12 protein-coding genes are annotated in these 12,336 nt (G+C 38.6%); all 12 read left to right on the forward strand.

The features are described 5' to 3' along the window. Positions 1–187 precede the first annotated feature (187 nt). The 12 genes from tatA to ACPW7N_RS26340 all read left to right on the forward strand — a co-directional run bounded on the left by tatA (position 188) and on the right by ACPW7N_RS26340 (position 12,233). Entirely contained in the window at positions 188–406 is a 219-nt protein-coding gene (gene tatA / locus ACPW7N_RS26285) for a twin-arginine translocase TatA/TatE family subunit (protein ID WP_425654830.1), read from the forward strand. A 46-nt stretch (positions 407–452) separates the two neighbouring features. Next, the gene (gene tatC / locus ACPW7N_RS26290) at positions 453–1,181 is read left to right on the forward strand and encodes a twin-arginine translocase subunit TatC (protein WP_425654831.1); all 729 of its coding nucleotides are present in this window, start codon (positions 453–455) and stop codon (positions 1,179–1,181) included. A 227-nt stretch (positions 1,182–1,408) separates the two neighbouring features. Continuing rightward, on the forward strand, positions 1,409–1,696 hold the full coding sequence (locus ACPW7N_RS26295) for an ArsR/SmtB family transcription factor (RefSeq protein ID WP_425654833.1): 288 nt from the start codon (positions 1,409–1,411) through the stop codon (positions 1,694–1,696). 91 nt (positions 1,697–1,787) lie between these two features. Continuing rightward, positions 1,788–2,600, forward strand: a complete 813-nt coding sequence (locus ACPW7N_RS26300) for a sulfite exporter TauE/SafE family protein (protein WP_425654834.1) — start codon at positions 1,788–1,790, stop codon at positions 2,598–2,600. Between the two features lie 266 nt (positions 2,601–2,866). Then, positions 2,867–3,727 carry a DmsC/YnfH family molybdoenzyme membrane anchor subunit gene (locus ACPW7N_RS26305; protein WP_425654836.1) on the forward strand — a complete coding sequence of 287 codons (861 nt, stop codon included), beginning with the start codon at positions 2,867–2,869 and terminating at the stop codon, positions 3,725–3,727. A 28-nt stretch (positions 3,728–3,755) separates the two neighbouring features. After that, positions 3,756–6,308 (forward strand): molybdopterin-dependent oxidoreductase, encoded by a 2,553-nt coding sequence (locus ACPW7N_RS26310; RefSeq protein WP_425654838.1) that lies wholly within the window; start codon positions 3,756–3,758, stop codon positions 6,306–6,308. Between the two features lie 22 nt (positions 6,309–6,330). After that, positions 6,331–7,023 carry a 4Fe-4S dicluster domain-containing protein gene (locus ACPW7N_RS26315; RefSeq protein ID WP_425654839.1) on the forward strand — a complete coding sequence of 231 codons (693 nt, stop codon included), beginning with the start codon at positions 6,331–6,333 and terminating at the stop codon, positions 7,021–7,023. A 22-nt stretch (positions 7,024–7,045) separates the two neighbouring features. Beyond that, positions 7,046–7,666, forward strand: coding sequence for a TorD/DmsD family molecular chaperone (locus ACPW7N_RS26320; protein WP_425654840.1), 621 nt, complete (start codon positions 7,046–7,048; stop codon positions 7,664–7,666). An 18-nt stretch (positions 7,667–7,684) separates the two neighbouring features. Beyond that, positions 7,685–8,821 carry a 4Fe-4S dicluster domain-containing protein gene (locus tag ACPW7N_RS26325; RefSeq protein WP_425654841.1) on the forward strand — a complete coding sequence of 379 codons (1,137 nt, stop codon included), beginning with the start codon at positions 7,685–7,687 and terminating at the stop codon, positions 8,819–8,821. 209 nt (positions 8,822–9,030) lie between these two features. Continuing rightward, positions 9,031–9,297 (forward strand): transcriptional repressor, encoded by a 267-nt coding sequence (locus ACPW7N_RS26330; protein WP_425654842.1) that lies wholly within the window; start codon positions 9,031–9,033, stop codon positions 9,295–9,297. Between the two features lie 117 nt (positions 9,298–9,414). Next, positions 9,415–10,335: a substrate-binding domain-containing protein gene (locus ACPW7N_RS26335; RefSeq protein ID WP_425654843.1), complete on the forward strand. Its 921-nt coding sequence runs from the start codon at positions 9,415–9,417 to the stop codon at positions 10,333–10,335. Beyond that, entirely contained in the window at positions 10,335–12,233 is a 1,899-nt protein-coding gene (locus ACPW7N_RS26340) for a sensor histidine kinase (protein ID WP_425654844.1), read from the forward strand. Before ACPW7N_RS26335 ends, ACPW7N_RS26340 begins: the two co-directional genes overlap by 1 nt. The last annotated feature ends 103 nt before the right edge of the window (positions 12,234–12,336 follow it).

Genomic DNA, 12,336 nt, shown 5'->3' on the forward strand with positions numbered 1-12,336 from the left:
TCTCGACAACTCCAAGATACAGGAAAGAGGTGCTCAGGTGGTCAACTTTTTTATGAGCGTTATACCACAAGGTGGTCAAGAATTAGATTAGCATTCACAAAAGGAAAACGCATGGGATAATGAACCTAGATTTAAAATCATTAACAATACTACGAATAACCAATTCAAGACTAAGGAGAGATGAAAGATGTCCAGTATTGGAGTTCCTGGTTTGATATTAATTCTTGTTTTAGCTTTGGTTCTTTTTGGACCTAAAAAGTTGCCTGAGATAGGTAGAGCGTTTGGACAAACGTTGAAGGAATTTAAAAAATCAACTCGCGAATTAACTGCTGATGTGATGGAAGAAGATAATGAACAGCAAGGTAAAAAAGCGAATAACATTATTGATGTAAAAAAAGAAGCCTAGAAGAATTAGTTTTTACACAGATTGAGACTCTTAGGGGGAGCATTGTATGGACAAAGAGAAAGTTTTGCTTGAACACCTAGATGAACTTAGAAAAAGGCTAATCTTTACCCTCGCTTCTTTCGTGCTTTTCCTGGGACTCTCATTTACGTTTGTTGACAAAATCTTTGGGTTCTTAAAAAGAGGGACACATATCAATCAAGAGATGATCGTCCTTGGGCCAAGTGAAGTGTTGAATGTTTACATGATAGTTGCAGGGATTACAGCAATTGGATTAACCATTCCTGTTGCTCTTTACCAAGCATGGAGATTTGTTGCCCCTGCACTTACTGAAACGGAAAGAAAGGTAACTGGTCGTAGTATACCGATTATTTCACTTGTTTTTTTTGTTGGGCTTGCATGCGGTTACTTTCTCATTTTCCCTACCGTTTACGGGTTTTTCGTAACTTTAGGTGAACAAGAATTTACGATGATGCAGACGGCTGGCAATTATTTTTCATTTATGGCTAGCATAGTACTTCCGTTTGGTTTTATTTTTGAACTGCCAATCGTGGTTATGTTTCTAACAAGATTAGGATTATTAACTCCGGATTTTCTTTCGAAAAATAGAAAGTATGCATATTTTGCATTAAGTATAGTGGGAGTGCTTTTGTCTCCACCTGATCCCACATCCGATTTTATTACAATTCTCCCCATGTTTTTACTCTATGAAATAGGTGTATCTTTATCACGGTCTACATACAAAAAGCGTATGAAATTGTTATATGAGCTCGGATAAAAAGATAAATCAAATAAATTTAATTCTATAGGGAAGATATTGACATACGGCTAAGGGGCACACCTTAGCCGATTTTTTGTTTAATTGATTCTGTTGGGTAGCCAATCCTCTAAAAATCTTCTGCTTTTTAAAATCATCTTTATTACGAAAGTATATGATTAAGCAAATCCAGTAATGGAAGATGGCTCATAATATAACTCATTTTATATAGGTAAAGGAAGAGAACAATGGAATTAAAAAGATTGGCTGAGACACTTAAAATCCTTGGCGACCCTACCAAATTGAAGATGATTATACTTTTAACAGAGAAGGAGTATTGTGTAAGCGATTTTGTCGAAGTAATTAATATTTCTCAACCGTCTATCTCTAAACATCTTAGTCTGCTAAAGAGTGTTGGATTAGTAACGGAATCTCGAAGGGGAATGTGGGTATATTATTCACTAAATAGTCAGGCTTTAGAGAATGTAAAACAGGCAATAGATGATATTTCCATATATCTTGATAAAATAGAGTAAGTTGATATAAGGGGTCCATATTTTCCTAGAAAACTTGTCTTGATTGAAGATGATAGAATGAACGTCAGTGTACCTGGTAAGGAGAATGACAATGAACGGAAATAAACCATTTTGGGCTGCTATAACAGCGATACCCATCGGATGTCTCGGGGGACTAATTGGGCTTGGTGGAGCCGAGTTTCGTCTTCCCGTTCTCGTTGGATTGTTCAAGTATTCTGCACGGAAGGCAGTTTCTTTGAACTTAGCTGTTAGCTTGATAACATTAATCTCATCCCTAATTTTTCGATTACCACAAGCTCCTTTGCAGGATCTTCTTGCTCAATCTCCCATCATCCTTGCGCTCATCTCAGGTGGAGTGCTTGGTGCCAATATAGGAGCACAATATGTAAATCACTTGACGGAACGTACTCTGGAGAAAGTTATTTTAATTTTGCTTGTAGTGATAGGGTGTTTACTACTAACAGAATCGTTTATTGCATTGAATCCAGATGGTATATCCATGTCGTTGTTTATATCTATTAGTGTTGGAGTCATCATGGGAACAATCATTGGTGCAGTTAGCAGTCTGCTCGGTGTTGCTGGTGGAGAGCTCATCATTCCGACCCTGATACTTATTTTTGGAGTGGATATCAAGGTTGCTGGTACTGCAAGTCTCTTGATTAGTCTTCCTACCGTTATGATTGGATTATTACGTCACCGAAAAAACGGCGCATTTCAGGAAAAAGAAGACATTACTCAGTTAGTCATACCTATGGGATTCGGTTCGATTCTCGGAGCCTTCATTGGCGGTATGTTAATGGGCAATGTTTCGAATAGTCTGCTAAAGTTTGTATTGGGGCTGATTTTAATCATATCTGCCTTTAAGATGTTTGTAAAAGTACGCAACAAGCAGAATATCTCTTGAAATATACGCCAGGTTAGCCTCACTAACACTCAACAGGGATATAACGAGATCATCAACCCCTATAAATTGAGCCCTTTTCTAGAGAACCGATACTAGAAGAGGGTTTTTTGTATGCCTTCATAAATCAAATTACCTGTTTTTTCTTCAAAATTCGACATTAGGGTTTTTCCTGACAAAGCGTAGGGGTTTTGCTGATACCCCAATTTTATGAAAAGGTCCACAATGAAAGTGAGAAAATGATCAATTTAAGGGGAGGGAACTTCAAGATGGAACATGCCGTTTGGGACTTTCGAGTCACACTGGATTTGTTTCTGGGAGGTTTAGGGATTGGACTATTTTTACTTTCGGTATTACTAAGCTTTAATGACAATGAAAGATCCTCTAAATTAACGAAGGGCTGTGCATTCCTATCACCAGTATTGTTAGGTGTAGGATTACTGTTCTTAATTAGTGAATTAGGCAAACCAGAGAGATTTATTACCACAATGTATCGCTTCAATCCTCAGTCAGTCACATCGTGGGGTGGCGTATTCCAGGGTGCATTTGTTGCAGCATCGCTTGCGTATGCGTGGTTACATTTTAAGGATATGACAAAAGGTGTGTTATTCCGAACTCTTCAGGTATCTGGTTCCATATTGGCCATCATGGTTGGTGTTTATCACGGATTACTGTTGGCATCGTTAGGAAGACCACTTTGGATGGGTGGTATGATTCCAGTTCTGTTCTTAGTGTCATCTTTATTAGGAGCAACATCACTGGTTCTGATCTTAAAAGCATTTATCTCAAACCAATCCAAAGGATTTAATTTTACATTACTTTTCTCATCTTTAACCGCAGCACAGTTGGTCTTGGTAATTGTATGGCAGATCACATTGTTCAGATCTGGTTTAGAACCATTCCGTGCAGTAGAGAACATGATGGAGCATTATGGAAGTATCTGGAACGGTGTATTCCTTGGGCTTGGCCTACTCATTCCTCTATTAGCAAGTGCTTACTTTCTAATTACGTCTCGAGAAAGAGAAATGCCGAAAGCAGTAAGTGTATTAGTAGCCTTCTTGGTAATTGCAGGCAGCTTTACGTTTAAACATATCGTGCTTGCAGCTGGCCAAATCTCTTTACCATTTTAGATAAGTACCAAAAATGGAGGTGGATACAATGGGTTTAACCCGTAGAGATTTTCTTAAAATATCAGCTTTTACCGGATTATTAACAGCTGGAATACAGGGAGCTCCTGCCTTAAAGACACTAGCGGAAACCTCTAAACAGCCTTCTGCTCCTGGAGCAAAAGGTGAATGGAAAGCTTCAGCCTGTCAAGGATGTACAACTTGGTGTCCAGTACAGGTATATGTTGTCAATGGCCGTGCGATAAAGGTGCGAGGAAATCCAAATTCAAAAGCCAACCACGGAAAAGTTTGTCCTCGTGCTCATCTAGCATTACAACAAATGTATGATCCGGACCGTGTGAAAGTTCCAATGAAACGCACAAATCCGAAGAAAGGTCGAAATGAAGATCCGAAATTCGTACCGATCTCGTGGGAAGAAGCATTCGATACGATTGCAGACAAGATGTTGGAACTTCGTAAAAATGACGAAGCACATAAATTTTTGCTAATGCGTGGTCGTTATTCAGGGGTAACGGATGTTATTTACGAGGCAATGCCAGAAATTTTTGGTAGCCCTAATCATATTTCTCACAGTGCTATCTGTGCCGAGGCCGAGAAATTTGGTCCTTATTACACCGAACACTATTGGGATTACCGGGACTATGATTTAAAAGAAACACGTTATGTATTGAACTGGAGTACAGATCCACTTGCATCGAATCGACAAGTACCACATGCCATTAATATTTGGGGAGAGCTCCTTGACCGAGCGAAGGTTGCAACTATTGATCCCCGATTATCTGTTACTGCAGCTAAATCCAATGAATGGCTTCCAGTAATACCGGGTGAAGACGGAGCACTTGCAGTAGCTATTGCACACGTCATTCTTGCTGACGGTGTTTGGTACAAAGATTTCGTTGGAGACTTTATTAAAAACGAAAAGAATCCAGAAGGAAAAAACCTTTTTGTGAAAGGTCAGGTAGTACCAGAAGACGCTTTCGAAGAAAAATATACACATGGATTAGTTAAATGGTGGAATTTAGAGTTAAAAGACCGTACTCCTGAATGGGCAGCAGAAAGAGCTGGAATTCCAGCAGAGCAAATTTACCGTGTGGCAAGAGATTTTGCCAATGCTGCTCCACGAGCAATCTCTTGGTTGTCTCCAGGTTCTGTAATGCAAGTGCGAGGTGCCTACACTTCCATGGCAGCTCATTCACTCAATGCATTGGTAGGATCGGTTGACAATAAGGGAGGTACGTTACGAGAAAATAAAGCTCCCATTGGAAAAATTCCGGATGTTGAACATTACCTTGACGATATTGCCAAGAAGAAAAACAAAGTAATTGACCACCGTGGAAGCAAAGAACTCATTACCATTGCGAAGGGCAAAGTAGGTGGTGGGGTAGTTACCAACTATGTAGCAGACGCAATTCTTGATGGCAAACCTTATGACATCAAGGTTGCAATTGGCTATTGGAATAACTGGGTTTTCTCTTGTACTGGAGCACAACGTTGGGAAAAAGCGATGGAAAAGATCCCGTTCTTTGCCCACATTACAACAAACCCGTCAGAAATGACACAATACGCTGACATTGTATTGCCTGCAGCTCACCAACTGTTTGAGAAATATAGCTTTGTGAACAACAAATATAACAAGCATAGTTATGTTGCCGTTCAACAACGAATGGTTGAGCCAATATGGGACGTAAAAGTAGATGAAACCGAAATGATGTGGATGCTTGCCGAAGCATTATCTAAGAAAGGTTTCCCTACATTGTTCAATTACTACAAGCACGAATTTAAAGATCCAGAAACAGGCAAGCAACCAATGAATGGTATGGAGTTCGGATTATATACAGCTAAAATCCTAACCAAGGACGTGTGGGATCCTTCTGTTGAGAAAAAAGGAGATACCCTCAAAGGATGGGATGACTTCCTTGAAAAAGGTGTATGGAATTCAAAAGAATACTCTTACAAAAAGAAATGGGAAGACTTCGGTACTCCAACGAAAAAGTTCGAGTTCTATAGTGAAGAATTGAAAAAGGTACTTCAATCAGCAGCAGAAAAACATCAGACAACTGTAGATGACATTGTAAAATCGAACAAATACTTGGCAACAGGTGATCTTGCCTTCCTACCACACTATGAAGAGCCTTTCCGTTATGGCGATGCTGCCGAGTTCCCATTCATCTTCATAGATCACAAATCTCGTCTAAACCGAGAGGGACGTTCACAAAACTGCTCTTGGTACCAAGAGTTCAAAGATGTTGATCCTGGGGACGAAGCATGGGATGACGTGGCAAAAATCAATCCTGTCGATGGTAAAAAACTAGGAATTGAATCAGGGGACAAAATTAAGATTACATCTCCGATTGGCAGTATTACTGTAACTGCAAAACTTTGGGAGGGTGTTCGTCCTGGTACTGTGGCGAAGTGTTACGGACAAGGACACTGGGCTTATGGCCGTGTAGCTGCTCTTGATTATGACAAAAAAATTGCCCGTGGTGGTAACAATAACGAAATCTTGCCATCTGATTTTGAACGTTTTAGCGGAGCTACTGCAAGACATGGTGGATTAACCCGAATCAAAATTGAAAAAGCATAAAGTGAAATGAATTCGGAGGTGAATGATCTTGGCTAGATACGGAATGGTAATTGATCTGCATAAATGCGCAGGTTGTGGTGCGTGTGCGATTACTTGTAAAAATGAAAACAACGTGGATCAAGGAATCTTTTGGTCACATCATATCAAACAAACCACAGGCACATTTCCAAATGTAAACTACGAATATATCCCTACATTATGTAACCACTGTGATAATGCAGCGTGTGTCAAAGCGTGCCCAACAACAGCAATGCATAAGGATGAAAACAGACTTACCTTACATGACCCGGAAAAATGTATTGGTTGTAAAAGTTGTATGCAAGCTTGCCCATACGGTGTAATTTCATACAACAGTAGGGAACCACATGCGAAATGGCGTGATGATACGTCGATTATTGCTAATGGTACATCTTCAGGTAAAGAAGTAGCTGAGAAAACCGGTGAACCCCTTCCTTACTATAATCCGGATCGAGCTACAACGTACCAAGGCGTCCGGGTAAAAGGTATCGTGGAAAAATGTACTTTCTGTGATCACCGATTGAAGGTTGGAGAAAAACCATACTGTGTAGAATCTTGTCCAGCAGGTGCCAGATACATCGGAGATTTGGATGATCCAAATAGTGAAGTTAGTATTTTACTCGCAAAATACGGCCATACGGTTCTGCTACCTGAGAAGGGGACACAGCCAAAGGTATTTTATATAAGACAGTTCTAGTCTTATATATGGAGGGATAAGCATGGTAGATTCTTCTTTAGTTAATGAGAAAATTCGGTTGAAAGCGAATTTGTACAAGATTCTTTCCATTATGTATGAACAGCCAACTGAAAATTTTCCTGAACTATTTGATCCATTAACAGAATGTATAGAAGGTCTGAGTCCAAATCTTCACTCGGTTGTTTCTCTATTAAGAATCGATTTCGAGAGCCAAATGGGAGACCTAACACAGTTAAAAGTTGCACATGCCAAGCTATTCATTGGACCATTTGAAGTGCAAGCAGCTCCATATAGTTCTGTCTATCTCGAGGGAGACCGGAGAGTGATGGGGGAGTCTACCATGTTCGCTGCCGAGCAATACCAATTAGCTGGGGTAGGAATGACTTTAGACTATAAGGAACCTCCAGATCATATCGTCGTCGAGATGGAGTTTTTATACTACCTACTCGCTAGTTATCTGAATTCAGGCGAAGAAAGGTACTTGGAGATATACAAAACCTTTTTAAACCGTCATCTGGGTCTTTGGGTAAAACAGTTCACATCCGCGATTGAAGAAAATGCTAGTTCTTCTTTTTACAAATACATTGCAATAATTACCCAACAGTTCATTAAGAACGAACTTTGGGAACCAGTGGCATCCTAGACAAAGGAGGGTTGGGATATGTTGTGGCAGTTCTTGATCGGTAAGACAGTTCAAAAGTTGTCTCTTCAGACAAACGCTTCTCACTGTTTACGCGAGAGGTTCAAAGATCATACTTGCAAGGACTGTGTAGATATTTGCCCAACCCAAGCCATCACTTTAAAACAAAATCGTGTAGTTGTAAATGAAGATAAATGTAACGGTTGTGGGCTGTGTACGCTTGCGTGTCCTACGGAGGTTTTTCATTTAGAGTCAAGCAATTTAAGAAAATATGAATTGATGTTTCACAATCAGGAAACTGCCTGTATCTCCTGCAAGAAACAATCAGAAGATGAAAATATGGCCATTCTTCCTTGTCTACGTTCTTTAAGCCCAGAAATATTAATGGTGGCAGCTCTGAAACAGACAACTCTACAGATTCTCCTAGATCCGACAGAATGTGAAAAGTGTGATTATCACTGGGATCAAGCGGAGCTTCTTCGTTGGATTGAAGCATGGAATTCCTCATGGAACGGTAGATATCCAATTGAGATAGTTGATCATAAAAAGAATGTAAAATCCCGTAGTAAAAAAATTTCACGACGTGATCTATTATCCTTTACGAAAGAGAAAGTTACCTATGAAGTAGGCTCCTTTGTATTTAACTCCTTCGAAACACATGCTGTTAAAGATAAAATTCCAATGACGCTAAGGAGAAAATATCTTCAACTGTTTATTAACAAGGAGAGAGAAATTGGAGAAAGTCTCATTCATAAAAACGTTATTTCTAAACTGAGTGTGTGTGATATCAGGGTAAAAGATGAATGTACCGTATGTGATAAATGTTCCAAATTATGTCCTACCGGGGCGTTAACAGTTAGGGACGTTGAACATGTTAAATCCCTAGGTTTTGAAAGAATTAAGTGTATCGATTGTGGGATTTGTAATGAGATTTGTGTGCATATCACGAGGAATGAAATAGATCCTGAATCTAATCAATGTTGGAATCAATCGGTATCTTTGAAAGAACATAGAATAGATAGTTGTCCTTGCTGTGGTAATGAAAAGAGTGAATATGAACACTTATGTGAGGAGTGTAAACTAAAAAAGCATCGACAAGACGAATTGATGAGACAATGGTTAGGAAAGGACGATGCACAACGAATGAATAGAAGATGAAAAGAAGATGAAAAGAAGATACCGGGAGAGAACCCAATGTTGATACAGTTTAGGAATAGTATGAAAAAAAGGAGCCTCATATCTTCGGCTTCTTTTTTAATAAACGAAACTTTTGTGGCGACTCCCTTTTCAAGAGCGTACAGCAGTACAGGTGATTATCTCGAAGGTGATCCGTCTTGTGTATACATTCCGAAAGGCTGGGATCGAAAATGACAGCAATAGAAATTATTGAACTGTTAAAAAGACATAAGCTCAAGCATACGGAAAAACGTATAGGGTTACTAAAGATTTTTAGAGAAAATGAAAGAGAATTACAAATACATGAAGTTATTTTTGAAATGAGAAAGCAGTTTCCATGTGTTTCACAACAAACAATCTTAGGTAATCTTGAAATATTTGTTGATGCTGGTCTTCTCGTAAAGCACAAAATAAATAGTGAAATCACTTTTTCAATGTCAACAGAAAAAGTCTCATAGAGGGAATTGTGGACTTTTCGTTACAGATCCCTGTTGTTAACATTTACACTCCCTTAAATCTAATCAATATGATTGTATTGTCGATTATACTAAACACAAACGAAGGAGGAGTCAGGTATGTACAAAGGTAAGTTTTGGATAATGATTCTAATAGTACTTCTGTTTATACCAGCCTGTTCGAATAGTAGAGACCTCCCGTTTGTGCCGCTAGAAAAAACTACAAATGTCACCCAGGAGAAGCAAGAACAAATACCTGATCAGGCACTACAGGTTGCAATTGCCTCTGTAGTTTCACCTTTAGAAACAAGGGCTATGTATGAAGAGTTAATTAAATACTTTGAGAAAAAGTTAAACAAGCCGCTAGTTGTGGTTCAAAGGGGAAATTATGCAGAGGTAAATGAAATGATAAAGAATAAGCAGGTAGATTTGGCTTTCATATGTTCATTATCCTATTTTAAGGGTAAGGAAAGTGGATATATGCGTGGAATTGGAGCACCTGAAGTCAACGGAAAATCACTTTACCGTTCCTATATCATCGTTCACAAATCAACTGATTATCAAACATTAGGTCAATTGAAAGGGAAGCGATTTGCGTTTACTGATCCTGATTCGTACTCAGGTAGATTAGCTGTCCTGGATTTATTAAAACTAGATGAAAAAGCGGTTGATAATTATTTTGGTGAAACTTTTTTAACCTATAGTCATGACTACTCAGTTTCTGCAGTTGCCCATGGAGTCGTAGACGGAGCAGCGGTTGATAGTCTTGTATTTGATCAAATGAAATTGCTTGGCAACGAAGATGCAAAAAATGTAAAAATAATTGATTATGGAAAATGGATTGGATCACCCCCTGTGGTGGTTTCAAATTCAGTTACGAATGAGTTAAGACTCACATTAGAAAAGGTTCTATTGGAAATGGATCGGGACGAAGAAGGCAAACGTATACTAGCCAACCTAGGAATTACAAGATTTACTCCAATTGATGACCAACAATATCAACCAATCAAGCAAATACTTCAGTCAGTAGGTAAAAATTAATGGATAAATTGAAGGAAAAAATTATCTCGTTGATGACCGGATTGTCTATACAAGTAAAGATTTACGGTATGGTTTTATTTGTAACTGTTCTAATCTCGTCGATGAGTTTGTTAGTTGTTCGAATCTCAATGGTTGAAACTCTGTCGACACAATTAGATGAACGGGTTAAGTCCATAGGTAGTGATGTTGCAGCAAGAAGTGTTGATTTCTTTTTGACGAATAATGTATATGCATTACAGCAATTGGTCTCGGAAACTGGAAAGCATTACTCGGACATAGAATATGTTTTTATCTTGAACGAAAATAATCGAGTTGTAGTTCATTCATTTGGAATGAATGGCGTTAATAGAGATCTCCTATATGCCAATGAGATCACCGAAACTGGAATGGAAAGCATGAAGAAGTTTAATACCGAAAAAGGTGTAATTCGAGATGTGGCAGTACCAGTCGTTAAAGGAATTGGTGGTACAGTACGTGTGGGGTTGAGAGAAGATACGCTCATACACGCTTTAACAAAAGTGACCAGTCAGTTATTGTTAACCATGTTGGGGACCCTGCTAGTAGCATTCATAATTGTATTTGGACTAACCAAAATATTAACATTTCCAATTAATCGGCTAGTAGATTTGACAAGAGAAGTATCGAAAGGTAACTTTGGAGTTCGAATTAAGGAATACCCGGATGATGAGATAGGTAAACTTACTGAAGCATTTCATAATATGCTTACCAGCTTGGAACATACGGAAAGAGAAAAGGATGGATACTTACTGAAAATTGTAAGTAGAAACAGGGAGTTATCCTTACTCAATAAATTAACCGGTAATTTTATATCCTTTGAGCAAATGAAAGTTCTTCTCCAAAATTATGTGATTTATTTAGTTAAGGAGTTATCTCTGAATCGAGCGACACTGACGTTTACATGGGATGGAAATCCTGAAAAATTTGAGTATTACTCTAATCATGTACATTGTGACCACTTAAGTAATGGAGACGTGGTTCACTGTAAAAATTGCAAATTTAATGCGGAAAAATGTACCTATTCATTCCCAATTACGATAAGTGAAAGAAATACTGGTGTGCTAGATATCTGTAGTTTTCAGGAGTTGGATGAATACTCAGTTAACATATTAACTTCAATTGCGAATCAATTAGCAGTTTCTCTTGAAAATTTGCAGTTATGGCTTGAGGTGACACGTAAGGAGGAAATGAGGCAGAAACTTCTCGAGAAGGTGATAACAGCTCAAGAAGAAGAACGTAAACGTATTGCAAGAGAGCTTCATGACGAAACAAGCCAATCACTAACTTCAATATTATTAGGGATTACCATGCTTGGAGAGAAAAAGGCTGAATCAGAACGCGAAGAAGCGATCAAACATCTACGAAATGTGATTAAACATACTCTCGAAGAAGTTCACGAATTGGCTTGGCAATTACGCCCAAGTATTTTAGATAAATTCGGTCTTGCAGTCGCCTTAGAAAGATATATAGAAGAGTATATGAAAAAGTACTCTATCGACGTTGACATTTTCATGCAAGATGTGAGAGAAGTACGGCTGAAATCTGAAGTTGAGACAACCATTTATCGTATTGTTCAAGAGTCTCTCACAAACATAGCGAGATATTCTCAAGCGAAGAATGTTAGTGTCATAATCCAAAGAAATAATGGACTACTCTCTGTAATCATTGAAGATGACGGTGTTGGTTTCGATGTTGAACAAGTGATGAAAAGAGATCCTGCTAAACATAATTTGGGATTACATGGTATGGATGAAAGGGCCTTTTTAGTTGGAGGAACTTTAACAATAGAATCCCAGAAGAATCAAGGCACCACGATATTTGTGAAAATTCCATTTCATGAAGAGGAGAATGATCTTGAAGATAAGAGTTCTGTTGGCTGATGATCATCCGATGTTTCGATCGGGATTAAAAAGCGTATTACTGGCTGACCGGAATTTTGAAATTATAGGTGAGGCAAGTACAGGAGAGGAAGCTGTATTAGAG

The organism is Brevibacillus nigriterrae, assembly GCF_049846925.1.
GTDB lineage: Bacteria > Bacillota > Bacilli > Brevibacillales > Brevibacillaceae > Brevibacillus_H.

Bases quoted from the DNA above. Each gene is read 5' to 3' on its own strand.
- tatA (WP_425654830.1), top strand. From the start codon at position 188: ATGTCCAGTATTGGAGTTCCTGGTTTGATATTAATTCTTGTTTTAGCT.
- tatC (WP_425654831.1), top strand. From the start codon at position 453: ATGGACAAAGAGAAAGTTTTGCTTGAACACCTAGATGAACTTAGAAAA.
- ACPW7N_RS26295 (WP_425654833.1), top strand. From the start codon at position 1,409: ATGGAATTAAAAAGATTGGCTGAGACACTTAAAATCCTTGGCGACCCT.
- ACPW7N_RS26300 (WP_425654834.1), top strand. From the start codon at position 1,788: ATGAACGGAAATAAACCATTTTGGGCTGCTATAACAGCGATACCCATC.
- ACPW7N_RS26305 (WP_425654836.1), top strand. From the start codon at position 2,867: ATGGAACATGCCGTTTGGGACTTTCGAGTCACACTGGATTTGTTTCTG.
- ACPW7N_RS26310 (WP_425654838.1), top strand. From the start codon at position 3,756: ATGGGTTTAACCCGTAGAGATTTTCTTAAAATATCAGCTTTTACCGGA.
- ACPW7N_RS26315 (WP_425654839.1), top strand. From the start codon at position 6,331: ATGATCTTGGCTAGATACGGAATGGTAATTGATCTGCATAAATGCGCA.
- ACPW7N_RS26320 (WP_425654840.1), top strand. From the start codon at position 7,046: ATGGTAGATTCTTCTTTAGTTAATGAGAAAATTCGGTTGAAAGCGAAT.
- ACPW7N_RS26325 (WP_425654841.1), top strand. From the start codon at position 7,685: ATGTTGTGGCAGTTCTTGATCGGTAAGACAGTTCAAAAGTTGTCTCTT.
- ACPW7N_RS26330 (WP_425654842.1), top strand. From the start codon at position 9,031: ATGACAGCAATAGAAATTATTGAACTGTTAAAAAGACATAAGCTCAAG.
- ACPW7N_RS26335 (WP_425654843.1), top strand. From the start codon at position 9,415: ATGTACAAAGGTAAGTTTTGGATAATGATTCTAATAGTACTTCTGTTT.
- ACPW7N_RS26340 (WP_425654844.1), top strand. From the start codon at position 10,335: ATGGATAAATTGAAGGAAAAAATTATCTCGTTGATGACCGGATTGTCT.